Source organism: Paenibacillus sp. Y951, from assembly GCF_056786395.1.
Window position 1 is genome coordinate 299216 of record NZ_JBXCIY010000001.1, and the last position, 25382, is coordinate 324597.

The 25382-nt window shown below is 38.8% G+C and carries 31 protein-coding genes; 29 read left to right on the plus strand and 2 right to left on the minus strand.

Features of this window, described 5'->3' with window-relative positions; genetic code table 11:
* Window positions 1-48 precede the first annotated feature (48 nt).
* The 5 genes from spoIIIAA to spoIIIAE are packed head-to-tail and all read left to right on the plus strand — an operon-like array spanning window position 49 to window position 3362.
* Window positions 49-999, plus strand: coding sequence for a stage III sporulation protein AA (gene spoIIIAA / locus AC1TPB_RS01565; RefSeq protein ID WP_482074877.1), 951 nt, complete (start codon window positions 49-51; stop codon window positions 997-999).
* Window positions 999-1517 (plus strand): stage III sporulation protein SpoIIIAB, encoded by a 519-nt coding sequence (gene spoIIIAB / locus AC1TPB_RS01570; protein ID WP_482074878.1) that lies wholly within the window; start codon window positions 999-1001, stop codon window positions 1515-1517. Before spoIIIAA ends, spoIIIAB begins: the two co-directional genes overlap by 1 nt.
* 9 nt (window positions 1518-1526) lie before the next feature.
* On the plus strand, window positions 1527-1733 hold the full coding sequence (gene spoIIIAC, locus AC1TPB_RS01575) for a stage III sporulation protein AC (protein ID WP_373425830.1): 207 nt from the start codon (window positions 1527-1529) through the stop codon (window positions 1731-1733).
* Window positions 1734-1742: 9 nt separating this feature from the next.
* Window positions 1743-2138, plus strand: a complete 396-nt coding sequence (gene spoIIIAD / locus AC1TPB_RS01580; protein ID WP_482063379.1) for a stage III sporulation protein AD — start codon at window positions 1743-1745, stop codon at window positions 2136-2138.
* Window positions 2139-2153: 15 nt separating this feature from the next.
* Window positions 2154-3362 carry a stage III sporulation protein AE gene (gene spoIIIAE / locus AC1TPB_RS01585; RefSeq protein WP_482063380.1) on the plus strand — a complete coding sequence of 403 codons (1209 nt, stop codon included), beginning with the start codon at window positions 2154-2156 and terminating at the stop codon, window positions 3360-3362.
* A gap of 69 nt (window positions 3363-3431) precedes the next feature.
* Here spoIIIAE and AC1TPB_RS01590 read toward each other — a convergent pair whose 3' ends face one another.
* Window positions 3432-4049, minus strand: a complete 618-nt coding sequence (locus AC1TPB_RS01590) for a hypothetical protein (RefSeq protein WP_482074879.1) — start codon at window positions 4047-4049, stop codon at window positions 3432-3434.
* 46 nt (window positions 4050-4095) lie between these two features.
* Between AC1TPB_RS01590 and spoIIIAF the strand changes: the two genes are divergently transcribed.
* From spoIIIAF to AC1TPB_RS01655, 13 genes are all read left to right on the plus strand, one after another.
* The gene (gene spoIIIAF, locus AC1TPB_RS01595) at window positions 4096-4815 is read left to right on the plus strand and encodes a stage III sporulation protein AF (protein WP_482074880.1); all 720 of its coding nucleotides are present in this window, start codon (window positions 4096-4098) and stop codon (window positions 4813-4815) included.
* A gap of 29 nt (window positions 4816-4844) precedes the next feature.
* A complete protein-coding gene (spoIIIAG, locus tag AC1TPB_RS01600; RefSeq protein WP_482063382.1) occupies window positions 4845-5471 on the plus strand; it encodes a stage III sporulation protein AG in 627 nt (208 codons plus the stop codon).
* Between the two features lie 22 nt (window positions 5472-5493).
* On the plus strand, window positions 5494-6114 hold the full coding sequence (locus AC1TPB_RS01605; protein WP_482074881.1) for a SpoIIIAH-like family protein: 621 nt from the start codon (window positions 5494-5496) through the stop codon (window positions 6112-6114).
* Between the two features lie 157 nt (window positions 6115-6271).
* Window positions 6272-6763 (plus strand): acetyl-CoA carboxylase biotin carboxyl carrier protein, encoded by a 492-nt coding sequence (gene accB, locus AC1TPB_RS01610; protein ID WP_482063384.1) that lies wholly within the window; start codon window positions 6272-6274, stop codon window positions 6761-6763.
* A gap of 46 nt (window positions 6764-6809) precedes the next feature.
* Window positions 6810-8165 carry an acetyl-CoA carboxylase biotin carboxylase subunit gene (gene accC / locus AC1TPB_RS01615; protein ID WP_482074882.1) on the plus strand — a complete coding sequence of 452 codons (1356 nt, stop codon included), beginning with the start codon at window positions 6810-6812 and terminating at the stop codon, window positions 8163-8165.
* Window positions 8166-8286: 121 nt separating this feature from the next.
* On the plus strand, window positions 8287-8691 hold the full coding sequence (locus AC1TPB_RS01620; protein WP_482063386.1) for an Asp23/Gls24 family envelope stress response protein: 405 nt from the start codon (window positions 8287-8289) through the stop codon (window positions 8689-8691).
* A 78-nt stretch (window positions 8692-8769) separates the two neighbouring features.
* Window positions 8770-9327 (plus strand): alkaline shock response membrane anchor protein AmaP, encoded by a 558-nt coding sequence (gene amaP, locus AC1TPB_RS01625; protein ID WP_482063387.1) that lies wholly within the window; start codon window positions 8770-8772, stop codon window positions 9325-9327.
* A 13-nt stretch (window positions 9328-9340) separates the two neighbouring features.
* The gene (locus AC1TPB_RS01630; protein ID WP_482074883.1) at window positions 9341-9571 is read left to right on the plus strand and encodes a DUF2273 domain-containing protein; all 231 of its coding nucleotides are present in this window, start codon (window positions 9341-9343) and stop codon (window positions 9569-9571) included.
* Between the two features lie 99 nt (window positions 9572-9670).
* Complete coding sequence (gene nusB, locus AC1TPB_RS01635; RefSeq protein ID WP_482063389.1) at window positions 9671-10111, plus strand: transcription antitermination factor NusB; 441 nt, start codon at window positions 9671-9673, stop codon at window positions 10109-10111.
* 134 nt (window positions 10112-10245) lie between these two features.
* Window positions 10246-11100 carry a bifunctional methylenetetrahydrofolate dehydrogenase/methenyltetrahydrofolate cyclohydrolase FolD gene (gene folD / locus AC1TPB_RS01640; RefSeq protein ID WP_482074884.1) on the plus strand — a complete coding sequence of 285 codons (855 nt, stop codon included), beginning with the start codon at window positions 10246-10248 and terminating at the stop codon, window positions 11098-11100.
* A gap of 7 nt (window positions 11101-11107) precedes the next feature.
* Window positions 11108-12451 (plus strand): exodeoxyribonuclease VII large subunit, encoded by a 1344-nt coding sequence (xseA, locus tag AC1TPB_RS01645; protein WP_482074885.1) that lies wholly within the window; start codon window positions 11108-11110, stop codon window positions 12449-12451.
* A gap of 276 nt (window positions 12452-12727) precedes the next feature.
* Window positions 12728-12976 (plus strand): exodeoxyribonuclease VII small subunit, encoded by a 249-nt coding sequence (xseB, locus tag AC1TPB_RS01650; RefSeq protein WP_258202243.1) that lies wholly within the window; start codon window positions 12728-12730, stop codon window positions 12974-12976.
* Between the two features lie 4 nt (window positions 12977-12980).
* Window positions 12981-13895, plus strand: a complete 915-nt coding sequence (locus AC1TPB_RS01655) for a polyprenyl synthetase family protein (RefSeq protein ID WP_482074886.1) — start codon at window positions 12981-12983, stop codon at window positions 13893-13895.
* On the opposite strand, the gene AC1TPB_RS01660 is transcribed toward AC1TPB_RS01655, so the two are convergent.
* A complete protein-coding gene (locus tag AC1TPB_RS01660) occupies window positions 13875-14063 on the minus strand; it encodes a hypothetical protein (protein WP_482074887.1) in 189 nt (62 codons plus the stop codon). The genes AC1TPB_RS01655 and AC1TPB_RS01660 overlap by 21 nt on opposite strands.
* Window positions 14064-14156: 93 nt before the next feature.
* Here AC1TPB_RS01660 and dxs point away from each other — a divergent pair, with 93 nt between their 5' ends.
* The 11 genes from dxs (at window position 14157) to AC1TPB_RS01715 (ending at window position 25124) form a co-directional block, all read left to right on the plus strand.
* A complete protein-coding gene (gene dxs, locus AC1TPB_RS01665) occupies window positions 14157-16109 on the plus strand; it encodes a 1-deoxy-D-xylulose-5-phosphate synthase (protein WP_482074888.1) in 1953 nt (650 codons plus the stop codon).
* A 14-nt stretch (window positions 16110-16123) separates the two neighbouring features.
* Window positions 16124-16960, plus strand: a complete 837-nt coding sequence (locus tag AC1TPB_RS01670; RefSeq protein ID WP_482074889.1) for a TlyA family RNA methyltransferase — start codon at window positions 16124-16126, stop codon at window positions 16958-16960.
* Between the two features lie 144 nt (window positions 16961-17104).
* Window positions 17105-17569, plus strand: coding sequence for a hypothetical protein (locus AC1TPB_RS01675; RefSeq protein ID WP_482074890.1), 465 nt, complete (start codon window positions 17105-17107; stop codon window positions 17567-17569).
* A 21-nt stretch (window positions 17570-17590) separates the two neighbouring features.
* Window positions 17591-18043 (plus strand): transcriptional regulator AhrC/ArgR, encoded by a 453-nt coding sequence (gene ahrC / locus AC1TPB_RS01680; RefSeq protein ID WP_482074891.1) that lies wholly within the window; start codon window positions 17591-17593, stop codon window positions 18041-18043.
* A 101-nt stretch (window positions 18044-18144) separates the two neighbouring features.
* Entirely contained in the window at window positions 18145-19851 is a 1707-nt protein-coding gene (gene recN, locus AC1TPB_RS01685; protein WP_482074892.1) for a DNA repair protein RecN, read from the plus strand.
* A gap of 89 nt (window positions 19852-19940) precedes the next feature.
* On the plus strand, window positions 19941-21302 hold the full coding sequence (gene spoIVB, locus AC1TPB_RS01690) for a SpoIVB peptidase (protein WP_482063399.1): 1362 nt from the start codon (window positions 19941-19943) through the stop codon (window positions 21300-21302).
* Between the two features lie 248 nt (window positions 21303-21550).
* A complete protein-coding gene (spo0A, locus tag AC1TPB_RS01695; RefSeq protein ID WP_482063400.1) occupies window positions 21551-22366 on the plus strand; it encodes a sporulation transcription factor Spo0A in 816 nt (271 codons plus the stop codon).
* A 162-nt stretch (window positions 22367-22528) separates the two neighbouring features.
* On the plus strand, window positions 22529-23512 hold the full coding sequence (locus tag AC1TPB_RS01700) for a tyrosine-type recombinase/integrase (protein WP_482074893.1): 984 nt from the start codon (window positions 22529-22531) through the stop codon (window positions 23510-23512).
* Window positions 23513-23760: 248 nt separating this feature from the next.
* Window positions 23761-23946 carry a hypothetical protein gene (locus AC1TPB_RS01705; protein ID WP_482075078.1) on the plus strand — a complete coding sequence of 62 codons (186 nt, stop codon included), beginning with the start codon at window positions 23761-23763 and terminating at the stop codon, window positions 23944-23946.
* Between the two features lie 230 nt (window positions 23947-24176).
* Window positions 24177-24485 carry a hypothetical protein gene (locus AC1TPB_RS01710; RefSeq protein WP_482074894.1) on the plus strand — a complete coding sequence of 103 codons (309 nt, stop codon included), beginning with the start codon at window positions 24177-24179 and terminating at the stop codon, window positions 24483-24485.
* A gap of 189 nt (window positions 24486-24674) precedes the next feature.
* Window positions 24675-25124 (plus strand): hypothetical protein, encoded by a 450-nt coding sequence (locus tag AC1TPB_RS01715; protein ID WP_482074895.1) that lies wholly within the window; start codon window positions 24675-24677, stop codon window positions 25122-25124.
* Window positions 25125-25382 lie beyond the last annotated feature (258 nt).

The following is a 25382-nucleotide window of genomic DNA, read 5'->3' on the forward strand; positions in this document are numbered from 1 at the left end:
GCATAAATATGTATCGTCAAGAGCATTTTGTAGGGAGTGACCATTACGATGCTAGCAGATATTGTTCAGCTACTTCCAATTGAAATAAAAAAGCTGCTGGAGAAACTACCAGCTGACATGAAGAATGGCATTGAAGAAATAAGGATTCGTGAGCACAGACCATTAGAAATTACGCTACAAGGGAGCTTCTATTTTGTAACGGAAGCGGGGCAACACGAGAAGGATTCGAGATTAGCCTATCATCCTACTACGGAGCAATGTCGTAAGCTACTTGAGAAAATTACGAATTTTTCTTTGTATACGATGGAGGAAGAATTACGACGCGGCTATATTACAGTTGCGGGCGGACATCGTATTGGTATTGTTGGTCGAACAATATTGGATGGTGGCTTTGTAAGAGGAATAAGAGATATTGGCGGCTTCAATATCAGAATCGCGCGCGAAGTAATCGGGGCATCGAATCAATTATTACCTAAATTATTTATGCCGATGCGAGGCGGTCTTCAATCCGTACTTATTATTTCTCCCCCACAGCAGGGTAAGACAACTATATTACGTGATATTGCTAGATCATTAAGCTACGGTGATGGCAACAAACGATTACCGATGAAGATTGGTATTGTAGATGAGCGTTCAGAAATTGCAGCTTGTGTGAGAGGAATCCCTACATTTGATGTGGGCCCTAGAACGGATGTAATGGATGCTTGCCCTAAGGCAGAAGGAATGATGATGTTACTCAGGTCAATGTCACCTGAAGTCATTGTCGTTGATGAAATTGGTCGCTTAGAAGATGCCGTATCTATCCGTGAAGCAGCGCACTCAGGAGTGAAGGTTATCGCTACAGCACATGCAAATGATGTGTTAGAAGTACTTGGGCGCCAAGAAATAATGAAATTAATTGATGAGAAAGTATTCGCTAATATTATTGAACTGCGCCGCAGTGATAAAGGGTTTATGCATCGCATTGTGCCGGTGGAGGAAATAAGGGAGGGAGGATAATGATTAAGTTATTGGGTGCTTTGCTCATTCTATTCGCTGGAACAGCCGTTGGTTTTTTGCAAGCTGCAAAATATGTAGATCGTGCGAAAGAGTTACGAATTCTCATCCATGCGCTGCAACGGCTAGAAACAGAAATCAATTATGGACGAACTGCTTTACCAGTAGCATGTCTTGTAACAGCAGAAGCAACCGAGCAACCGATCCGCGAGCTTTTTCAAATGACTGCGAATTTACTACAAGGGGAACAAGAGCTTTCGCTAAAGGAAGCTTGGACTACAGCGGTTGAACAATGCTGGTCTACCACTTCGATGAAAACAAGGGAGAAGGAAGTTTTGCTTAGAATGGGCTCCGTGCTTGGGATGAGTGACTCAGAAGATCAGCAGAAGCATCTCCAGCTTGCGCAATTGCAATTGAAAACTGAAGAGGTAACGGCAAGAGAAGAGCAAGATAAATTCGTGAAGATGTGGAGAAGCTTGGGGGCATTAGGTGCTGTACTAATCGTTATATTGATGGTGTAAGAGGGGTAGATGATAAAAATGGATGTGACAGCAATATTTCAAATTGCGGGGGTCGGCATTATTATTGCGATTATACATTCGGTATTGAAGCAAATGGGGAAAGAGGATATGGCGCATTGGGTGACGGTAATGGGTTTTGTTGTAGGATTGTTCATGGTCATCGATCTACTTGGAGAGCTATTTCAAGAAATTAAGGCGATTTTTCTATTTCAGTAGGTGAATGCTGTGGAAATCATTCAAATAGTAGGGCTTGGCTTAATAGCGACAATACTCGTCTTAGTGCTGAAGGATCAAAAGCCATTATTCGCATTTCTCATCACGTCATTTACAGGTGCTTTCATCTTTCTGCTCGTTATAGGGAAGATCGATGCGGTCATTACTGTAATGAATGAACTGGCAACGAAATCTGGAATTCCCGATGTGTACTTGAAGACGGTACTCAAAATAATAGGGATTGCTTATATAGCAGAATTTGGTGCGCAAATGGTGAGAGATGCAGGACAAGAAAATATTGCTTCGAAAATCGAGTTTGCTGGGAAAGTATTCATACTCGTCCTAGCAATACCTATTATAAATGTCATTATCGAAACATTGCTATCGTTACTTCCTACGGGAAGTTGATAGGAGGAAGACCAGATGAGAGTAGTAAGAAGCCTACTCGGATGGATGATCATGATCACAGTATTTAGCTGCTTCTCGCCAATTGTAGAAGCGAGCAGTACGCCAAATAATGAATATTCCTCCGATATGACATCTACCTGGGTTGAGGAGCAAGTTAATTCACTAGACACGAATACGATTGAACAGTATTGGGAGCAAATGGGCAAGGAATATAGTCAATATTTCCCTAATAAGCAGCTTCCTACTATTAATGAACTTATGTTCTCGGATCAAGGAAATCATTTTGAAATTAGTTCAGTCATTAAAGGACTGCTAGCATACTTTGTTCAAGAAATCATTTATAACGGTAAACTTCTTATCATTATTGTAATGTTAGCAGTATTCAGTATGATGCTAGAAACACTGCAGAACGCATTTGAACGAAATGCAATTAGTAAAGTTGCTTACTCCATCGTATTTATGGTGCTCGTAACGATCGCGATTAATAGTTTCAGTGTAGCAATTGGCTATGCGAGGGAAGCGATTGAAGAGATGATCACGTTTATGCTGGCCATGATCCCTTTATTGCTCACATTGTTAGCTTCGATGGGTGGGGTGGTTACTGTATCGGTTATGCATCCCTTAATCATTTTTATGATTCATATTGTAGGAACTTTAATCTATCTTGTTGTATTTCCATTGCTGTTCTTCTCAGCAGTTTTACATATTGTTAGTGCAATGACAGATCGTTTCAAAGTAACTCAGTTAGCCAATATGTTACGCGGCATTGCAGTTACAGTACTGGGAGTTCTACTAACGGTGTTTCTTGGAGTCATCTCCGTACAAGGAGCGACCAGTTCCATTACAGATGGGGTTGCACTTAGAACTGCGAAGTTTGTAACAGGCAATTTTGTACCCGTTGTAGGAAAGATGTTCTCAGATGCAGCGGATACTATCCTTTCAGCATCGTTGGTAGCGAAAAACGCGATTGGACTAGCAGGTGTAACTGTTCTACTCATAATTTGCGCTTTCCCTGCGATCAAAATAATTGCCCTGGCCATGATTTATCATATTGCAGGAGCGATTATGCAGCCGCTCGGAGATTCGCCGATTGCCGCCTGCCTGCAAACGATTGGTAAGACAATGCTCTATGTATTTGCAGCACTGGCAGCAGTAAGTTTAATGTTTTTCCTAGCTGTCACAATTATTATAACAGCAGGGAACGCTACCGTGATGGTGCGGTGACTGCCATATTCGCAGTCGAGTAAGCTTAGAGGTCATACATCGTAATCACAAGTGATCATTTTGAACTACTCAGGTCTTTGCAGAGAAGTGCTGATTTGTTGGTGTATAGACATCTGTAGCGCCAAAAATGGCGTTACAGAGCGAGAGTAGCACGGTATAGACATCTGTAGCGCCAAAAATGGCGTTACAGACCGAGAGTAGCACGGTATAGACATCTGTAGCGCCAAAAATGGCGTTACAGAGCGAGAATAGTGCGGTATAGACTTCTGTAGCGCCAAAAATGGCGTTACAGAGCGAGAAAAGCACGGTATAGACATCTGTAGCGCGAAAAATGGCGTTACAGAGCGAGAAAAGCACGGTGTATACATCTGTAGCGCGAAAAATGGTGTTACAGACCGAGAGTAGCACGGTATAGACATCTGTAGCGCCAAAAATGGCGTTACAGAGCGAGAGTAGCACGGTATAGACATCTGTAGCAGCAAAATTGGTGTTACAGAGCGAGAAAAGCACGGTATAGACATCTGTAGCGCCAAAAATGGCGTTACAGAGCGAGAATAGTGCGGTATAGACTTCTGTAGCGCCAAAAATGGCGTTACAGAGCGAGAGTAGCACGGTATAGACATCTGTAGCGCCAAAAATGGCGTTACAGAGCGAGAGTAGCACGGTATAGACAACTATGAAGAACAAAGTAGAAAGGAATAATTTGAACTACCGATAAGGAGGTGAGGATAATGTGTTAGCTTGGCTTGCAGACTGGCTACAAAGTATTATTGCAGTAGTTTTGTTGGCCGTTATTGTTGAATTAGTATTACCAAACAACAAGATGCTTCGCTATTCGCGATTAGTCATTGGATTAATATTGCTACTCACGATGCTCAATCCGTTATTGAATCTCTTCCAGAAAGATTTTCACTCACAATTGGCGGCAGGCTACTCCTTATGGGATGAACAGTTTCAAGCGGATAAGTTAAATGTCCCCACGCTCGATGAAATTAACGAGCGCGCCTCACAATTGGCAGCGGATCGCGAGCAAGCATCAGAACAATTGACAATTCGCGGATTAGAAGAAGCGATGAAGCAGCAATTGCTACACCAAAGTGATGCAAAGGTTCAACAGGTTTCGGTTCAATTAGGCTGGAACAAAGGCAGAGGTGCAGAGCAATCTCCATATATAGCTTCGATTACGGTTACGATTAAGCAAGAGCTAGCCGAGGATCAAGTGGAGGATGTTGCTACGCTAGAAGAGATTGTCGTGAACGATGTTCAAGTAAAGGTGGAAACATCTGATATTGAAGGTTCCGAAACTACAGAGCAGCAAGAAGTTGAACAATTACCAGAACTACAGCGTGGGTACTATGCAGTTCAAGATGAGCAAGCTATGCAAATCATATCCATCCTGACAGAAGGCTGGAATGTTAATGGAAATCAAATTTACGTACAAGCCAAAAGTTAGCGGTATATCAAATCGGGAGACATAAGGTGGTGAAATGGTTGAAATTTATTGAAAAGTGGTTTGGTGGCGGCCCGGGTGGAGAAAAACGGGTGAAGGTTATTCAAGGATTAGTTATCGTCGGAGCAATCGGCATATTCCTAATGCTTATTAACTCATTTTTCTCACTCGAAAAAATCGATACGGTTGACCAACAACCACCTACCGTTTCTGCTACAGAGGAAGTTTTCCGTAATGGCGATACCGCTGCTTCATCCTTTGCAACAGTTGAGGGACCATTAGAAGAAAGACTTAAGGAGATCCTTGAGAAAATGGTTGGTGTCGGAAAAGTCAGCGTTATGGTTACGGTTGAATCTACAGAAGAAAAAGTCGTTGAGCGAAATTTGAATACGAGTGAGAGCTCGACAGAAGAAAACGATCGTAACGGCGGAACGAGACATATTACGACAGTAACCTCAGATGGACAGGTCGTATTGTATCAGGCAAGTGGCGGTCAACAGCCTCTCATTACAAAAATTATTAACCCGCGCATTCGTGGAGTATTAATTGTAGCAGAAGGCGCAGAGGATGCAGCTGTACGGAAATTGATTATACAAGCTGTTGAAAAAGGAATGAATGTAGTACCGACAAGAATTTCAGTAGTGCCAAGCAAAAAATAATGATCATATGGAGGGTTTCATAATGAATACAAAAAGACAAACAATTTGGTTGGTTTCAATGCTTAGTTTGATGGTGGTATTATCCGCATACTATTTGTTCACACAAGATATTGGTGGGAAAGATCAAGTGACAGATGCTACTAATTTACAAAATGTAGCTGAAGTGAGTACGCCAGAAGATGGACTTGCGACAGAGGTATCAGGAACGAATGAGGACGGTTCTAGTTACATGATAAGTGAATTGGATCAAGAAGTTTTGCAGCAATTACAAGCAGAAGGCTATTTTGAAGGTGGTGAGTTCAGTGAATTGCTTACAAAGCGGGAGCAGCAATATGAGGCAGAAGAAAATCGTATTATGTCAGTTGTTGCCGATGTAAGTGTAGATGAAGCAACGTCTGTGGCGGCATTAGCTGAGATGGAGCAACTTGAAGATAAAATGGCTAAAGTAGCGGAGCTTGAAAACGATCTTATGGAAACGTATGAAATTGCTGTTATATCGAAAGAATTGAATGATAAATATAAAGTCGTCGTAACAAGTGATGTATTAGAGAAGAAGCAGGCTGCGCAAATTATTGATCAAGTCATTACAGTAATGGAAGTAAGACCAGAACAAGTGTCAGTAAAATTTGTTCCGAATCCATAGGGAACGGTAATCACTTCTGTTGATAACTCCAGTATCAAGTGGGTTAAATATGCTTATAATGGAGTTATCATCAACCCTCATAAAAAAAAATTCGTCTTATCGTCTATTTGTGCTATAATATTAGACGTTATGTGAAAAATGAGGAGTGATTACGTTCATGTTTAAGTTGAGCGAGATTAAAGAAATAATCAAGCTGGTAGATCAAACATCCGTTGAAGAGCTCGAGATCGAAAATGAAGGCATGCGTCTGCATATTCGTAAACCTAGCAAATCTGAAGTGGTTACTGTTCAAACGGCTCCAGTTATGCATACATATACGCAACCAGCTGTTTCACAGCAGTCTACTGTAAGTCAACCTGTCGTACAAGCTGAAGTAGCTCCTGTTCAAGAGGTAGCAGCTTCCGAACAGCATCACAAAATTACATCTCCAATGGTAGGAACATTCTACAGCTCACCAACACCTGATACTGCTGTGTTCGTTAAAGTTGGCGATCGAGTGAATACGAAATCAGTGGTATGTATTCTAGAAGCAATGAAGCTTATGAACGAGCTAGAAGCAGAAGTTAATGGCGAAATCGTTGAAATTTTAGTAACGAATGGCCAATTGGTTGAATTTGGTCAACCATTGTTCCTAGTGAAAGCGGACTAATCGTTTACACTACAAGAATTTAATGGTTGAAAGGGGTTCGTCATTCGTGAAATTTCAAAAAATATTAATTGCGAATCGCGGAGAAATTGCGGTTCGAATCATTCGTGCTTGTCGCGAATTAGGTATTCAAACGGTAGCCGTCTATTCAGAAGCAGATCGTGATTCATTACATGTGAAGCTGGCTGATGAGGCTTACTGCATTGGTCCAATTGCTTCTAAGGACAGCTACTTAAATCTAACAAATATTATGAGTGTTGCAACAATTACGGAATGTGATGCTATCCACCCAGGCTATGGGTTTCTGGCTGAAAACGCTGATTTTGCAGAGATTTGCGAATCATGCAATATTACATTCATCGGTCCTTCTCCTGAGGCAATTAGTAAAATGGGAGATAAAGCAGTTGCCAAGCTTACGATGAAAAGTGCTAACGTGCCAATCATTCCTGGTTCAGATGGTCTTATTGAAGATATGGATGAAGCTATTATGATTGCCCGTGATATCGGATATCCTGTCATTATTAAGGCTACAGCAGGCGGCGGTGGTAAAGGGATTCGAATTGCTGATGATGAAGATAGTTTGATTACACAAATTTCTACTGCACAACAGGAAGCTCAAAAAGCTTTCGGTAATGGCGGAGTATATTTGGAAAAATATTTGACTGGTATGAAGCATGTTGAAGTTCAAATTATGGCTGATAAGCATGGTAATGCGGTTCATCTGTTTGAACGAGATTGTTCTGTACAACGTCGTCGTCAGAAATTAATTGAGGAAGCTCCTTGTAGTACGCTTTCACCTGAACTTCGTACGAAGATGGGGCAAGCAGCCGTTCGTGCAGCACTTGCAGTTAATTATTCTGGAGCAGGAACATTAGAGTTTCTTCTAGGTCCGGACGATCAATTCTATTTCATGGAAATGAATACACGTATTCAAGTTGAACATCCTGTTACAGAGATGATCACGAATACTGATCTTATTAAAGAAATGATCTCAGTAGCTGAAGGTAATCTACTTTCTCTATCTCAAGATGATCTAAGTATAAATGGTTGGTCGATTGAATGTCGGATCAATGCAGAGGACTCTGAACGTAACTTCATGCCATCTGCAGGTCATATTTCATTCTATTTACCACCTGGAGGAAATGGTGTTCGTGTTGATAGTGCAGTATATCCTGGCTACACCATCTCACCACATTATGATTCTATGATTGCAAAACTGATTGTGTGGGCACCAACTCGTAATGAGGCGATTAGTCGTATGAAACGTGCCCTGCAGGAATTTGCAATTGATGGAATAAAGACAACTATTCCGTTCCATTTGAAAGTGCTTGAGCATGAGAAGTTCATTAGTGGCGATTTTGATATTAAGTTCCTTGAGGAATATGATATTAATGGTACTGCTTAAGCCGTCAATACACTATGCAATATAGTTTGTCATAATTCTTACTGAATGTTATAGTATAGAAATAAGTAACGAAGTAAGCAGGACCTTAGGCAGGTATTGATTATTTGGAGGTGTAACCAGCATGAGTATTATTGCTGAATATGAGAAAACAGACATGGGTACAATTCAAATTGCCCCAGAAGTCATTGAAGTAATTGCGGGACTAGCAACGGTTGAAGTTGACGGTATTGCAGGTATGAGTGGTGGCTTAGCTGGTGGTATTGCTGAGCTGCTTGGGAAGAAAAACGTTGCTAAAGGTGTTAAAGTTGAAGTTGGACAAAAAGAAGCAGCAGTTGATGTTTCTGTTATAATTCAATACGGCTATAAAATTCCTGAAGTTGCAAATAATGTTCAAGAAAATATTAAACGCTCCATTGAAGTTATGACCGGACTTTCAGTTGTTGAAGTGAACGTACATGTACATGATGTTCATCTTAAACCTGATGAGAAAGTCGACAATGATGATCAAGCAAAGCGTGTAAACTAGAACAATTAACCCCCTTAGAATTGGGCAGCAGTGCTCGGTAAAGGGGGTTGATTACATTAATCGAGAGGATGAAGAACATTGATCAGAGTAGTAGACAAGCTATTGTTGTTTTTATACAGCATTGTTATTGGAATCATCTCGGTAGTATTCGTATGTGTAGGCTTCGCTTGGATTAACGAAACACTTTCCGCTGATTTCATTGAAACGCTGTATTCCAATACTAATTATCTTATTGCGCTAGCTATTGTCGGTATCGTAATGTTCTTGATTAGTTTGCGATTTTTTGTAGTCTCACTTTCTCGCAGTACACTTTCTTCCCAATCTGTGGATCAGCGTACTGAGTATGGTGACATCCGTATCTCGATTGAAACAATGGAAAACCTTGCACTTAAAGCAGCTATGAAGATACGTGGTGTAAAAGATTTGAAAGCTAGGGTGAATGCTACAGATACGGGTATGGACATTGTGCTTCGTACTGTTGTGGACGGTGAAGTTTCTATTCCACAATTAACAGAGGAAATTCAAATATCTGTGAAAAATTATTTGGAAGAAATTACTGGTATCCCTGTGACTAATGTATCTGTATATATAGCGAACATTATTCAAACGAATACGATTAAAAGTCGCGTAGAATAGAGGTGAGCTATCTATGTGGAAGGATTTTTGGCCTGTATATTGGAAAAGAATAATAGGTGCTAGTGTTGGTCTTTTCTTTGGTATTCTTTATTTGATTGTTGGTTTTTGGGATATGCTATTTGTAGCATTGCTTGTAGCAGTTGGTTACTGGTTTGGAATAGAGAAGGAATATGCTTCGCATCCACTAGCACCACTAGAACGTCTATGGCAAACTTTCTTAAAGCTATTTAAGCCGTACCGTTAGAGCTGTGGTCTGCTCCGTACTTCGGATATTAATATATTCGGGGCAGGGATGAGATCATAGATTAGATGTTGATTTTCAGCAAATTGTTGTGGAGGGCATATGAAACGTAGATTAGCGAGAGAAATGGTAGTAGCAAGTTTATATCAATTAGAGCTTAACGATGTGCAAGTGTTTGAAGCTTTAGAAATGATTATCGAAGAAATTAAAGCAGACGACGAAGTTAGTGTCAAAGTAAGTGATGATGCGACTAATGAATTTGCACGTAAGTTATTGTTAGGTGTGAATGAACATAAAGTAGCGATCGATGATTTGTTAACGACTCATTTAACAGGTTGGCAGGTTGACCGACTTTCAAAAGTTGATTTACAAATTTTACGACTCGCATGTTTTGAAATGGTATTTAGCAAAGATGCCCCACCGAAAGTAGCTGTGAACGAAGCTATCGAGCTTGCAAAGCATTTTGGTACTGAGGAATCAGGTAAATTCGTTAACGGAGTACTTGCAAGACTACTGCAAAACCTAGATTCAGAAAAAGCATAAGCTTGTCGCGAATGATGCGATAAGCTTCTTTCGTTCTATATGTATATGAAAAGTTGGGGATTAAGCTTTCGATGTACTTTTCATTAACGAGAAGTATATTAAGAATGTATATGAAAAGTTGGAGGAGATAATTTATGAGTGCACAAATTATTGATGGAAAACAGATTTCTGCTGATATTCGTGGTGAGATGGTTAATGAAGTTGCTGAATTGAAACAAAAAGGAGTAACTCCTGGCCTAGCAGTAATATTAGTTGGCGAAGATGCTGCTTCTAAAGTATATGTAGGCTCGAAAGAAAAAGCTTGCGTTCAATTAGGGATGTATTCTGAAGTGCATCGTATGGCTGCTGACAGCTCGGAAGAGCAAGTGTTAACGCTTATCGATAAGCTGAATAATCAAGATTCTATTAATGGTATTCTTGTACAGTTACCTCTTCCAAAACATATTAACGAGAAAGCAATTATTGATGCGATTCGTGTAGATAAAGACGTTGATGGCTTCCATCCTGAAAGTGTTGGTAATCTAGTTATTGGTGATGATAGCTTATTGCCATGCACGCCAGCAGGCGTTATTGAATTAATTAAGCGCAGTGGAGTAGATATTGCAGGCAAGCATGCTGTTGTTATTGGGCGCAGTAATATCGTTGGTAAGCCCGTTGCAATGCTGCTGCTTCGTGAAAATGCGACAGTAACGATTTGTCACTCACGTACTGCTAATCTTGAAGAGATTGCGAAGCAAGCGGATATTTTAGTTGTTGCGATTGGACGAGCTAATGCGATTGATAGCAAATTTGTAAAACCAGGTGCGGTCGTTGTTGATGTTGGTATTAATCGACTTGATACTGGTAAATTAGCTGGAGATGCTGACTTTGAAAGCTGTAAAACTGTGGCTGGACATATAACACCAGTGCCAGGCGGCGTAGGCCCTATGACGATTACGATGTTAATGAAAAATACAATAACAGCTGCCAAAAAAGCAAACGGGATGTGAGACATTCATGAGAAATGAGCCTCATATTTATACGATAAAGGAAGTCAATAAATATATTCGGATGGCAATGGATGTAGATCCAGTATTGTCTGATGTATGGCTTAGAGGCGAGGTATCTAACTTTACGCATCATTCAAGTGGTCATATGTATTTCACGTTGAAGGATAAGGACAGTCGTATCAAATGTGTAATGTTTGCTTCTCATAATGCCAAATTGAAATTTATACCGCGAGAAGGGACGAAAGTTCTAGCTCGCGGTACCATTTCAGTATTTGAGCGAGATGGTGCATACCAGTTTTATGCGAATGCGATGCAGCCTGATGGTCTTGGTAGCTTGTATCTTGCATATGAACAATTGAAAGCTCGATTAGAAGAGGAGGGATTGTTTGCACAGACACGCAAACGAACACTTCCTCTTTTTCCTAAGAGCATCGGCATCATTACTTCGCCAACTGGCGCAGCAGTTCGAGACATCATTACTACGATACAACGTCGTTATCCGGTAGCGAATATGTTAATCGCACCTGTACAAGTGCAGGGGGAATTAGCTGCTCCATCGATTGTTAAAGCAATCCAAATGATGAATGAAGCTTCGCAATGCGATGTAATAATTGTCGGACGCGGTGGCGGTTCACTTGAAGAACTATGGGCATTTAACGAAGAAGTGGTTGTAAGAGCGATCGCTACTTCTCGTATACCGATTATTAGTGCAGTTGGGCATGAAACAGACTTCACGATTTCTGATTTTGTTGCTGATGTTCGTGCAGCTACTCCAACGGCTGCTGCAGAACTAGCGGTCCCTCATGTTAAAGAACTGAATGCTATCGTTACAAGACATAATGAAAAGCTTCATTATGCAATGAATACGAAGCTAGAAAGACTGACGGAGAGACTTCGTAGAGCGCAGCAAGCTCCGACATTTATCCAACCCAAAAGATTCTTTCTACAACAAGCAGAAAGAGTAGACTATTTGCAAACGGGACTTAAAGTGAATTTACGAAAACAATTGGATAGTCATAAACTTAAGCTGTCCGCACAAGAAAGCAAGCTAGCTCGACTACATCCAGAACATCGGATTAAGCTATTAGCACGGAATGTAAATGTGTTGAGAAATCAATTAGATGATCAGATGAAGCGTGTTCTTGATGGGAAAAAGATGCAAATTGTTACGAATATGAAGCAATTAGATGCACTAAGTCCACTTAAAGTAATGGCCCGTGGCTATAGCTTGACCTATACAGATAATGAACAACTGTTGAAAAATATAGATCAGGTTAAAGTTGGGAATCATATTGAAGTGAGATTAGCAGATGGAACATTGAATTGTGAAGTTCAGCAAATAAATAGATGATGTTCAAAAAGCGGACTTTGATAACGAAGTTATGCAAGGTGCTTAATCGGCATCGCATCTGAAGTGAATTTTGGTAGTCTAGCATAAGCTTACGAGGTATGTTTCTTGCAGAAACATTGTAGGTACGCATGTACCAAGTACGTACATTTACGTTTCCTCCTACTTAAAATTGACTTCACCTGCTCGATTCTGAAAGCCCGCTTTTTGAACTTGCACTAATAGTTAGTGAAAAAGGACGTTACTGGAATAAGTGAAAAGTCTTGGGAGGGATTCGTAATGAGTAAGAAGCAGGAGCAAAGCTTTGAACAGGCATTAGAGCGCCTTGAAACGATAGTCGCACAACTGGAAAATGGTGATGTGCCACTAGAGCAAGCGATTGAATTATATCAAGAAGGTATGCTGCTTTCTAATCTTTGTAACGGTAAATTAAAGCAAGTGGAAGCAAAAATAGAAATGCTGATTGAAACGGACAATGGTACAGAGACGAAACCATTTCCAACTGCTCAATTAGAAAAAGGAGAGTAGTCTAGTGAAGGACTCAATTACGATACAAGAGCATGTGAATACAATAGCAAAACAAGTTGGTCAGCAACTTCTATTGTCACTTAACGTACTGGAAGGAGCCCCTTCTACTCTTATAGAGGCGATGGAGTATTCACTAACGGCTGGCGGTAAACGTATTCGTCCTTACCTCGTATTGGCATCTGCTTATGCGATTCGCGGCGAAGCCGACATCTATGAAAAAGCATATGGTGCTGCATGCGCAATTGAGTATATACATACCTATTCACTAATTCATGACGATCTACCTGCAATGGATAATGATGATTTTCGTCGTGGTAAGCCAACCAATCATAAAGTTTATGGTGAGGCAATGGCTATTTTAGCTGGTGATGCTTTACTTACGCAAAGCTTTGGTTTTGTGACGGGCATGGCCAAAAAAGGTTATATTAGTGCTGCGGTCGCAATAGATATCATTGATGATCTCGTTAAGTATGCTGGTGCAAAAGGGATGGTTGGTGGACAAGTGGCTGATATTCAAGGAGAACAAGGGATAACCTCGATTACTCAGCTTGAATATATCCATGAACATAAGACAAGTGATCTTATCGTTTGTTCTGTACTTGCAGGTGCAAGAACTGCTGGTGCTAGTGCGTTCCAGATTGAAAAACTAGAATTATACGGTAGAAATATCGGCTTAGCTTTTCAAATTCAAGATGATATTCTTGATGTCGTTGGAGATGTACGAAAACTTGGCAAGCCGGTTCATAGTGATATCGAACAACAAAAAGTGACTTATCCTTATCTATTAGGATTAGACGAAAGTATTGCTCTTGTTCAGAGGCTTACTGAGCAAGCGAAGACAGCGATTATTGAAGCTAACTTAGAGCAACCGCAGCAGTTGCTTGATATCGCCGATTACTTAGTACATAGAGAGTCTTAATAGAGGTAGTTCAAAAAGTAGACTTTGATAACGATGAGATGCTAGTAGCTTAGTCGGCATCGAATATGAAGCGAACTTGGGAAGTCCGGTACTCGTGTACCAATAACGTACACTGGAGTGTCCTCCTTCCTCAAGTAGCGCTCCATCTTCTTGGTTCTGAAAGCCCACTTTTTGAACCTTTATTGGAAGTAGGTAGTTCAAAACATCCACTTGTGAGCTACTATTAGGCAGTATTGGATGAATGTGCTATAATATATGGTAATGAATAAAGGGATTGGGTTCACAATCTTTTTTGAAGGCGAGGAAAGTAATGTGCTTTTAGAACATGTAGATGGCCCCGAGGATTTGAAGCATCTATCTATAGACCAATTAGAACAATTAGCGGAAGAAATTCGTCAGTTTTTAATTAGTCAATTATCTAATACTGGTGGTCATCTCGCTCCAAATCTTGGAGTTGTTGAACTTACTCTAGCGATGCATTATTTATTTGACAGTCCTAACGATAAATTTATTTTTGATGTTGGACATCAGTCATACGTTCATAAAATTATTACTGGTCGTAAAGATCAATTTGATACATTACGGAAATATAAAGGTTTATGCGGGTTTGTAAAACGCAACGAAAGTGAACATGATGTGTGGGAAGCTGGACATAGCAGTACCTCACTATCTGCAGCGATTGGTATGGCAATGGCACGCGACTTTAAAGGTGAAGATAATCGCGTTGTTGCAATGATCGGTGATGGTGCTTTAACGGGTGGTATGGCTCTCGAAGCATTGAATCATATTGGTCATGAGAAGCGTAAATTGATCGTTATTTTGAATGATAATGAAATGTCAATTGCTCCTAATGTTGGTGCGCTTCATCAGTATTTAAGCAAGATTCGTACTGGTCGCCAATATCAGAAAGCTAAGGAAGAGGTTAATCAATTGCTCAATAGGATTCCTGCTATTGGCGGGAAGCTTGCTGAAACGGTAGGAAGATTCAAGGATAGCTTGAAATACCTATTAGTGAGCGGCATTCTTTTTGAACAATTTGGGTTATCTTACCTTGGACCTGTTGATGGGCATGATATGGAAGCATTATTAGAAACATTGAAGCAAGCCGATAACATCAATGGTCCTGTACTAGTACATGTCATTACGACTAAAGGTAAAGGCTATAAGCCTGCTGAAAATGATTCTCATACATGGCATGGTGCATCTCCTTATAAGATTGAATCAGGAAAAATGGTCAAAGCAGTTGGACCACCAATGTATACTAAAATTTTCGGTGATGTATTAATTGAATTAGCTGAAAACGATGATCGTATTGTTGCGGTAACACCAGCAATGCCAGGCGGTTCAGGCTTACTTGATTTTGCAAAACGTTTCCCAACTCGAATGATTGATGTCGGGATTGCCGAGCAGCATGCAGCTACAATGGCAGCAGCACTTGCAATTGAAGGAATGAAGCCTGTATTTGCAGTGTATTCTACGTTCTTGCAGCGTGCCTATGATCAAGTCGTTCATGATATTTGTCGTCAAAATCTTAATGTAATTTTTGCTATTGACCGAGCTGGATTTGTTGGACCGGATGGGGAAACTCATCAAGGTGTGTACGATATTCCTTTCTTACGTCATGTACCAAATATCGTTATTATGATGCCTAAAGATGAGAATGAACTACGTCAAATGATGAAAACAGCTGTTGAATATAATGATGGACCGATTGCTATAAGATATCCGCGTATTAATGTTGAAGGTGTTGAGCTACTGCCGGAACTAACAACGCTTCCGATTGGATCTTGGGAAGTGTTGAAAGAGGGAGAATCTGAATTCGCAATATTGGCGCTTGGTCCAATGATTAAAGTTGCGAAGGAAGCAGCAGAACAGTTGAAACGCGAAGGTATTGATGTTGAGATTATTAATACTCGTTTTGTTAAACCGTTGGATCATGAAATGCTTCAGCGATTAGCCAAACAACATAAAAAACTTATTGTTATTGAAGAAAGTGCTGAACTAGGCGGACTAGGAAGCGCAATTCTTGAACACTATTCACAACAACATATTGATGATATGGTTATTCGTCTGATGGGTATACCTGATCTATTTGTTGAGCATGGAAGTATTGCTGAGCAACGAGATGAGATTGGGTTGAATGCTACAAGTGTTATAAAAGTCGTTCAAGATATGTTGCCAAAGCGTAAGAAAAGTGCTAATTTGCACAATTGATAGGTAGGGATACAATGACAGCAGTTCCAAAGGAACGGATAGATGTATTACTTGTTGAGCTTGGTTACTTTGATAGTCGTGAGAAGGCAAAGAAAGCTTTAATGGCTGGACTTGTCCTTGTCGATGAAGAACCCGTTGATAAAGCTGGTATGAAAGTTGCTCGTTCTTCTGCTATTAAAGTAAAAGGCTCGATACATCCGTATGTTAGTCGAGGCGGTTTGAAATTAGAAAAAGCAATTAAAAGCTTTGAACTAAATATGCAAGATGTAACGATGCTTGATATTGGAGCCTCAACGGGTGGATTTACTGATTGTGCTCTACAGCACGGAGCTTCTTATGTGTATGCAATAGATGTGGGGTATAATCAATTGGACTGGTCACTTCGCCAGCATGAGCAGGTCAATGTAATGGAAAGAACGAATTTTCGTTATCTAACTGTAGATGAATTACAAGGTCCGAAGCCGAATTTTGCGAGCATTGATGTATCATTCATCTCATTGAAACATATTATGCCCACCTTATCTACATTATTCCCAGTTGGCTCTTCAGTAGTTGCACTTATTAAACCACAATTCGAAGCCGGTCGTGACAAAGTCGGTAAATTAGGTGTTGTGCGTGAGCCAAGTGTTCATAAAGAAGTATTAGTAAAAGTGCTTAGTATGGCTAATGAGATCGGCTATTCACTTAAAAACTTGACGTTTTCTCCGATTACAGGCGGTGAAGGAAACATTGAGTTTCTAGCCCAGTGGTTTTGGGAGAATACTCCTAACAGTGAAGAAGTACCTCTTGATCGTATTGAAGAAATCGTACGAGAAGCCAATGAAACATTTAAAGTAAGTTCAAAAAAATAATATACTCCAAGAAGGATGCTAATCGGTAATTATTTATCGTGAGGCATCTTTTCTCTTTACAGGTAGTTAGTCATTAAGATAAACTGTAAATAGAAACAAACGTTCTATTTCATGAAGTTTGGTGAAGGTTAGGAGGAGTTTTAGTTGGCGCCATACGGTGAATGGTTTATTATGATTGTTGCTTCAATTGTATTATTACTCATTGCTTATCGTTGGTTTTATCGGTGGCTACATACTCCTCAAACAATGTCTAGAATTAAGCTAGGCAAAGGTGGTACGATCAAAGAAGATGATCCAAATGTTGTATTTCTAAGGAAAAAAGGATATATCGTCATATCTGGACGGCATACGATCCCGATCGCGATTGAGTTAGACGATGTTGTATTGGATAAGGCATCCAATGTATATGTAGACTACGTTGTCGAGAGAAAAAGTCATATGTATCTTGTAAAGTATGAGCGGGAGCGGCATCCGATGGAGTGGACAAATAATGAAATACGTGATCGATTATTGATGTATTCGTTATTAGTTCCTAACATGTCGGGAATAATATATATTAACTATCGAGAAGGAACGCTAAGGAAAATCGCGTTTCATTTCATTGAATAATACGGAATAGGGGTCTTAATTGTGAAAGGTATAAGACAGTTTAGAATAAAAGAAATTATTACAGATCGAGATGTAGAGACACAGGAAGAATTAGTAGAGGCATTACGCCAAAGTGGCATGCAGGTTACGCAAGCGACAGTTTCTAGAGATATTAAAGAGCTAATGCTTATCAAAATTCTTTCGTCATCTGGAAGCTACAAATATGCAATGCCCGGCGAAAGTCAAAAGCCCAATCCCATTCATAAGCTGCGCAGAGCATTACAGGACCATTTTACACATATTGATTTTGCGGATAATCTTGTCGTAATGAAATGTTTACCTGGTACTGCAAATACGATTGCTGCATTAATTGATGCATTAGATAATTCCGATATTATGGGCACCATTTCTGGTGATGATACCATTCTTATTATTTGTAGATCAAGTACGCAAAGTCAGATTGTAGTTGAGCGCTTTATAGAAATGCTGAATTAATATATTCAATGTAAAGTTATATCTTATGCTTACGAAGTTACTTTTTATTTACAAAAAAGCTTATTTATTATTTAATAAAAAGTTTTAGGAGGCGTATGTTCATGCTACATGAACTTTCTATTCGCAACTTAGCGGTTATTGAAGAGGCAAGAGTACAGTTTCATAATGGCTTTCATGTTTTAACAGGTGAAACAGGAGCAGGTAAATCGATATTGATTGATGCATTAAGCTTAGTTGTTGGTGGTCGTGGCTCTGCCGATATGGTGCGGTATGGCTGCGATAAATCAGAGGTTGAAGCGATGTTTGATTTATCATTCGAACATCCTGTTTGGTCAAAATTAGCAGCTCTAGGTATTCAACATGATGCCAATGAAATGCTAATTGTTCGTCGTGAGCTAAGTTCAACTGGTAAAAGTAGTAGTCGCGTTAACGGTCAACTGGTGACAATTACGATGCTGCGAGAAATTGGTGAAAGCCTTGTTAATATTCATGGTCAGCATGAACATCAATCACTTCTCAAAAACGAGCAGCATCTGGAATGGCTAGATATGTATGGCGGTGCAAGTTTGCTGAATAATAAAAAGGCTTATGCACAACAATATGAACAATTATTACTTATTCGCTCACAATTACATGAATTAGAAAATACTTCTCGGCACAATGTTCAGATGCATGATTTGTATTTGTTCCAAATTGAAGAGATCAGTGCAGCCAAATTAAAACCAGGTGAAGATGAAGAGCTATTAGAGCAACGAAAGATGCTAATGTATGCTGAAAAACGTACTTCATCTGTAAAAGAAGCATATGGTCATCTGAATGATGGACAAGGGCTAGAAGCGTTAAGTCGAGCAATTAATCGCTTAACTGATATTGTTAGTTATGATGAATCTGCACTAGCTCCGATGCTAGAACAGCTGCAAACTGCCTATTATGGTGCGGAGGATGTGATGTACCAGCTTCGGAGTTATCGTGATGGAATTGAAACAGATCCAGAGCAGCTTACTAATGTGGAGGATCGACTTGATCTCATTCGTACATTGAAGCGTAAATATGGTGAGAGCATCGAAGAAATTATTGCTTATTTAGCAAAAATTACTGATGAACGTGATAAGATGGAAAATCGTGATGAACGATTACAGCAATTGAAGGATCAAGAAGAAGCGGAGTATAAGCAAGCTTATGTTTTGGCAGAGCAGCTATCTATTTTGCGTAAGGAAGCCGCAATTAAGCTTTCTAATGAAATTAAAGATCAGCTTACTGGATTACAAATGGGTGCAGCCAAATTCGAGGTTGAAATTAACCATGCTCTGCAGGATGCTGAAGAACGTATACGCTTAAGTGCTACTGGACTTGATCATGCCGTGTTTATGATGAGCACGAACCCAGGAGAGCCGTTGAAGCCGTTACATAAGGTAGCATCAGGAGGGGAAATGTCGCGTATTATGTTGGCATTGAAATCTATATTTGCGCAAATAGATCAAATTCCTGTACTTATATTTGATGAGGTGGATACGGGTGTAAGTGGACGTGCCGCACAAGCGATTGCTGAAAAATTATCGTCACTTGCAGAGAATTGTCAAGTTTTCTCGATTAGTCATTTACCGCAGGTTGCTTGTATGGCCGACCATCATTATGAAATACGTAAGCAATTTGTTGGTGAGCGAACATATACTTCGGTTACGCAGCTGATTGGCGATGAACGGATTAATGAATTGGCTCGTATGCTAGGTGGCGTAGAAATAACAGAAAAAACGAAACATCATGCTCAAGAAATGTTAGATTTGGCTCTAGGCTTGAAAGGTGCGTAATGAAAGGAAATTTGGGAATGTTTTTGTGGTCATAAATCTTGTCGCTCGGGGTAACTTATAGGTACGCCATTGGCGATCTACCTATCGTCATGAGATGGAATGACAGGAGCGTGAAAAGATTGGACCCAAAGCAACCTAGACGTATTTTTGGACTAATTCTTGTAATTATGGTTGGTTTAGTCGGGATTTCTACACCGATGCAACAGATTGTAGCTTTCCCCGATGAACTCAGGCTATTTACTGGGCAATTAAAAAACGTACAGTATAGTGCACCTGTGCACGCTCAGCTTACGGTCGATCCAGAAATACTGCAAGTGAATGGTTCAACAGAATCTTCATTATCTGTGAGTTTGAAAGAACCGTTATCATTACACTCTTATCAAATTGGCCAAACTCAGATGAAAGTGAAATTATTTGGTAAAATCCCATTCAAAACAGTCAAAGTAGATGTTGTCCCTGATCTTAAAGTTGTACCTGGTGGGCAGACGATCGGTGTGAAAGTGAATTCAGCTGGTGTATTGGTCGTTGGTCATCATCAAGTTTCTGATGAGACTAATGAAAAACAATCTCCTGGTGAAGTGGCAGGTCTTCGATTAGGTGATCTTATCGTTGCCATTAACAAAGATAAAGTAAGTAATGTAAAGCAGTTAGGCGAGTTATGTGAAAAGTATAGCTCTAACAAAAAGCCATTAAACATTACATTTATTCGTAATGGAAAATCGATGCAAACGAAGCTTAAACCAATTTATGATATGGGTGATCAAGCTTGGAGAATAGGACTTTATATTCGTGATTCTGCTGCTGGTGTAGGAACACTAACTTTCTACGCACCGGATCAAGGTGTTTATGGGGCATTAGGACATGTTATTACAGATATGGATACAGGAACTCCGATCACAGTTGGCGATGGAGAAATATTGCAATCAAGTGTAACATCGATTAATAAAAGTCAAAATGGTGATCCAGGTGAAAAACGTGCGATCTTTGTGAAAGAGAAAAGAATTTTAGGTAGTATTGAACGTAATACTCCATTTGGAATTTTTGGTAAGATGAATGAGATGCCTACGCATAGCTTTAATAGTGCTGCCATTCCGGTTGCCTTTGCAGAGGATGTAAAGGAAGGACCTGCACAAATATTGACCGTGTTGAATGGACAAAAGGTTGAGCGATTTGATATTGAAGTTGTTCATGTTGCTAAGCAGTCAGCACCTGCAACAAAGGGTATGGTGCTTAAGATTACCGATGAACGCTTAATTAGTAAAACAGGTGGAATCGTGCAAGGGATGTCTGGTAGTCCTATTATTCAAGATGGGAAATTAATTGGAGCAGTTACACATGTATTTGTTAATGATCCTACTTCAGGATATGGTTGTTTCATTGAATGGATGCTCCAGGACGCAGGAGTATTATTACATTCTGAAACTGAGCAAGCACAAAATATTGCTTCATAACGATAAAAAGGTCACCATTACATTGAAACATGTAAGGTGGCCTTCTCTTTAATGAGAGTAGCTAATCTTGGTAGCTCATGTCGAAAATTTTCGAAGTATGTAGTCAAATATTTATTATATCGAAATACTGAAAAAAAATAAAGAAAAATGATTTTCGACAGAAGGAAATCATATTCATATGTCGAAACTGTAGTTAAGACAGAAAAAATTGACTCGACATTCATATAATTTATAGGGAGGCTTACATCTTGCAAAAGATTGACGTTTTATTGGCAGATGACAACCGAGAATTTACTAACTTGTTATCGGAATTTATTTCTGAACAAAGTGATATGAATGTGTGTGGAGTAGCATTTAATGGAGATGAAGTATTAAGACATTTGGAGAGTGCTAGAAAGTTACCAGATGTATTAATTCTCGATATTATTATGCCTCATTTGGACGGATTAGGAGTACTTGAGAAGATCAGAGAAATGGATCTTAATCCTATGCCCAAAATAATTATGTTGACGGCATTCGGTCAAGAAAATATCACGCAAAAAGCTGTACAATTAGGGGCATCATATTACATACTGAAACCGTTCGATATGGATATGCTTTCTAATCGCATTAGACAATTGGTTGGTGTTCCATCTAGTTCTATGAGTTCTTCAACCTTCAATTCAAGTATGTTTATGAGTAGATCGAACGTAGTTCCGATGGGTAAAGGCAAAAATCTTGATGCTAATATTACAAGTATTATCCATGAAATCGGCGTTCCAGCACATATTAAAGGCTATCAATACCTACGTGAAGCAATTACTATGGTATATAACAATATTGAAATTCTTGGTTCTATTACAAAAACGTTATATCCAGCAATCGCCGAAAAATTCAAAACGACACCATCCCGTGTTGAAAGAGCAATAAGACACGCGATCGAAGTCGCTTGGACTCGTGGCAACATCGACAGCATTAGCCACCTATTCGGCTACACCGTGAATATTAGCAAATCTAAGCCAACCAATAGCGAATTTATCGCAATGGTGGCAGATAAGCTTAGGATTGAGCATAAGGTGTCTTGAAAGGATGAGGAGTAGGGGTTAGGGTATGTTGGGAATTGTTTACATCCAATATATGAAAACCAATAAACTTCTTTTGAATCCTATAAACTTTTTCCATCTCACCCAATAAACCTTTATGGTTTATTGGGTTTTGTATTTGTGGGAAAGAGAAGGAGGATTCACATGAAGTTATCGAAATTGGATTTTTATTTAGAAGATTTTCTAGCCTATTGTCAAAACAAGAATTTATCACGAAAGACGATTAGTTCATATGAACAATCATTGAAATTATTTGTTGCTTATTTAAAGAATCTGCATGATGTGGATAAGGTGAAGGGAGTTCTTGCAGGACATATTAGGCAGTATATTGCTTATGTACAAGAGCGAGGGAAGTATACGGTAGTGAATCGAGAATCATCGAAAGTAGTTAACTTTCCCGAAAACAGAACGGATTATAATAAAGAAGTTTCATCAATCACAATAAATAACTATATTCGTAACATTAAGGTTTTCTTTAATTGGTTAAAACAAGAAGGGGAACTAAACAAAAACCCAGTGGAGAATATTAGACAAATAAAAACAGTAAGACGACAGAAAAAAGGAATTAGCCAAGAAGAATTTAATAGATTGATTGAGAAGTTTGATTATACAAAATTTCATGGATATCGCAATAAAATAATTGTGTTAATATTGCAAGATACGGGCATGAGAATAGGTGAATGTTTAGAACTAACGGTAGATGCAATAGACTTTAAGTCTAAAATGATTCTATTGACAAAAACGAAAGGGAATAAAGAACGTTACGTCTATTTTTCGAGTGTTATGCAAAGGGAACTAAAACAATATCTGAAATTTAAAGATAGATATACAGAAAGTGAATTGCTATTCCCAACTACAAAAGGAACTCCTTTAAGTATTCAATCATTTGAGAAGCAATTAAGAGATACTAGCAAGATGGCTGGGATAGATGTACACCCTCACATGATTAGAAATAACTTTGCTAGGCATTATTTGTTGAATGGCGGGGATTTTTATACCTTATCACGCATTCTTGGTCATAGTTCTGTAACAGTGACTGAGCAAGCGTATATGGATTTAACCCGTGAGGAGATTGCGAAAAAGTATCAAAATCACAGCCCACTTAGTAAGTGGAAGCTACAAAATTAGTATTATATTTTTTGTGCAATAAAATGGGGTGCCTTCAATAGTCACTGAGACCTCGATAGAGAGGGTTGTAACTATATTTTGTGCATATGTGATTTCTTTCTTGGAAGCATGTAGATAGGCTAAAAAATGGAAATGAGAGCCTATCAATCGTTTTGTAAGCAACATTGGGGCAGTGTGAAGGAGTGTGTGTTTACACACAACTAACGGAAAACTCGTTCATGTTAGTTTTTAAGTATTTAAGAGAAAAAATGAACTTTACTGATGTTAGAGTATCACCGCATACATTCAGACATACATTTTGTCATAGGCTTGCTATGTCAGGAATGAGCGTATTTGCTATTCAAAAAGCTTATAAGGCATCAAAATGCAAAGGTTTCAATGCGCTGCGTGAGCAGAATGATAAGTATAATCCGTTGAATAATTTGGATATATAGTTCATTGTCTTAATGTGAGTTATTTCGGTGGCTTCATAGTACTATAACGAGTTATGGGAGAACGGAGTGTTTGTTCTTCCTTTTTATTATGGTTGTTGTTAATATAAGAGTTATTGGATATTTTTATGTTATTTTAATAAGTACTGAAATTTAATATTAGTATTTCGTAAATAATATGTTAGGCGAAACCTGTAAAATAAAGAAAACACGCTATAAGAAGGAGAACAATAATGAAAAGAAAGAAAATAAATATTGGATATATTTTATTTATATTGGAAGGCATGCCTTTATTAATTTATCCTTTTATCATATTAGCTAACATAATGAGTTTGGCTGCTGAAAGTTCAGGGAAAGAAAACTTTCTATTAGAATTTGTTGTGATGGCTTTTATATTTTTAACTACTACGTATCCAGTCACATATTTCGTATGCTTAATACTTTATAAAAGTGAAAATAAAATTTGGAAGTCTCTTGTACCATTAGTTCATATAATGTTGTGCTTTCTATTTATTTACTTATGGATGGTTATCGGGGAATGATTTTTAATAATAGGATTAAGAGTCGAAGAAGCCACAGGCATCGCCTAACACAGTATTCACGTTGTGGCTCCGCCTTGGTCACAGGGAGGTTTTGACAGAGTAGTAGATTGATATGACAACTTCCTGCGGAAGTTCGTGTATACCTGAACGTTGTCTGAAAGATACGCAAACAAAATAGGAGGTAATTCTATGGAAAAAATTATATCAAAGATTTTTCTGGTGCCAGTATTATTTTTCTTTATGTATCTCTTCTTATTTACACTAGGAATACAATTAATTGGGAAATTTGAAACTAGGGAAAATGCATTGTGGATATTGGCAGGATCAATTTTTCTAGCAAATGTTTTATCTTTTTTTATTACACTAATAATATATAAATTATTTCAGAGATTTTCTAATGTAATCACTTTTAGAAGATGGTATCACTATTCACATTTGATATATATATACATTTCTGCTGTAATTACTGCAATTGTTTCTATAGAACCGATCTTATTAAACAAAGGAGTGATTTTAACGCCCCTTGATGATAACTCTAAAATAATAATGCTTATTTTCGTAGTGATAATAGCTAATTATACGCTTTTTAACAGTCTTGTATTTAATCATGATTTCAAAAGAGATATTGGTGGGAAATAACAATGGGGGCATATCCTTCGGATAACACAGTATGAAAATTGGATTTTTATTTAGAAGATTTTCTAGCCTATTGTCAAAACAAGAATTTATCAAGAAAGACGATTAGTTCATACGAACAATCATTGAAACTATTAGTTGCATTATCTCAATAGATAATTGGATTATGTTCGATGTAAATATATTTAACATGCAAGAACTACTTAGTACACTCGTACTAAATAAAATCTGAGTTTTATTGAGAAACGAAGAAGAGGAAAT

What these genes read in the sequence shown, in the direction of transcription:
- spoIIIAA (WP_482074877.1), top strand. Translation starts at nt 49, where the DNA reads ATGCTAGCAGATATTGTTCAGCTACTTCCAATTGAAATAAAAAAGCTG.
- spoIIIAB (WP_482074878.1), top strand. Translation starts at nt 999, where the DNA reads ATGATTAAGTTATTGGGTGCTTTGCTCATTCTATTCGCTGGAACAGCC.
- spoIIIAC (WP_373425830.1), top strand. Translation starts at nt 1,527, where the DNA reads ATGATAAAAATGGATGTGACAGCAATATTTCAAATTGCGGGGGTCGGC.
- spoIIIAE (WP_482063380.1), top strand. Translation starts at nt 2,154, where the DNA reads ATGAGAGTAGTAAGAAGCCTACTCGGATGGATGATCATGATCACAGTA.
- AC1TPB_RS01605 (WP_482074881.1), top strand. Translation starts at nt 5,494, where the DNA reads ATGAATACAAAAAGACAAACAATTTGGTTGGTTTCAATGCTTAGTTTG.
- accB (WP_482063384.1), top strand. Translation starts at nt 6,272, where the DNA reads ATGTTTAAGTTGAGCGAGATTAAAGAAATAATCAAGCTGGTAGATCAA.
- AC1TPB_RS01620 (WP_482063386.1), top strand. Translation starts at nt 8,287, where the DNA reads ATGAGTATTATTGCTGAATATGAGAAAACAGACATGGGTACAATTCAA.
- AC1TPB_RS01630 (WP_482074883.1), top strand. Translation starts at nt 9,341, where the DNA reads ATGTGGAAGGATTTTTGGCCTGTATATTGGAAAAGAATAATAGGTGCT.
- nusB (WP_482063389.1), top strand. Translation starts at nt 9,671, where the DNA reads ATGAAACGTAGATTAGCGAGAGAAATGGTAGTAGCAAGTTTATATCAA.
- folD (WP_482074884.1), top strand. Translation starts at nt 10,246, where the DNA reads ATGAGTGCACAAATTATTGATGGAAAACAGATTTCTGCTGATATTCGT.
- xseA (WP_482074885.1), top strand. Translation starts at nt 11,108, where the DNA reads ATGAGAAATGAGCCTCATATTTATACGATAAAGGAAGTCAATAAATAT.
- xseB (WP_258202243.1), top strand. Translation starts at nt 12,728, where the DNA reads ATGAGTAAGAAGCAGGAGCAAAGCTTTGAACAGGCATTAGAGCGCCTT.
- dxs (WP_482074888.1), top strand. Translation starts at nt 14,157, where the DNA reads ATGAATAAAGGGATTGGGTTCACAATCTTTTTTGAAGGCGAGGAAAGT.
- AC1TPB_RS01670 (WP_482074889.1), top strand. Translation starts at nt 16,124, where the DNA reads ATGACAGCAGTTCCAAAGGAACGGATAGATGTATTACTTGTTGAGCTT.
- recN (WP_482074892.1), top strand. Translation starts at nt 18,145, where the DNA reads ATGCTACATGAACTTTCTATTCGCAACTTAGCGGTTATTGAAGAGGCA.
- spoIVB (WP_482063399.1), top strand. Translation starts at nt 19,941, where the DNA reads ATGAGATGGAATGACAGGAGCGTGAAAAGATTGGACCCAAAGCAACCT.
- AC1TPB_RS01700 (WP_482074893.1), top strand. Translation starts at nt 22,529, where the DNA reads ATGAAGTTATCGAAATTGGATTTTTATTTAGAAGATTTTCTAGCCTAT.
- AC1TPB_RS01705 (WP_482075078.1), top strand. Translation starts at nt 23,761, where the DNA reads ATGAACTTTACTGATGTTAGAGTATCACCGCATACATTCAGACATACA.
- AC1TPB_RS01710 (WP_482074894.1), top strand. Translation starts at nt 24,177, where the DNA reads ATGAAAAGAAAGAAAATAAATATTGGATATATTTTATTTATATTGGAA.
- AC1TPB_RS01715 (WP_482074895.1), top strand. Translation starts at nt 24,675, where the DNA reads ATGGAAAAAATTATATCAAAGATTTTTCTGGTGCCAGTATTATTTTTC.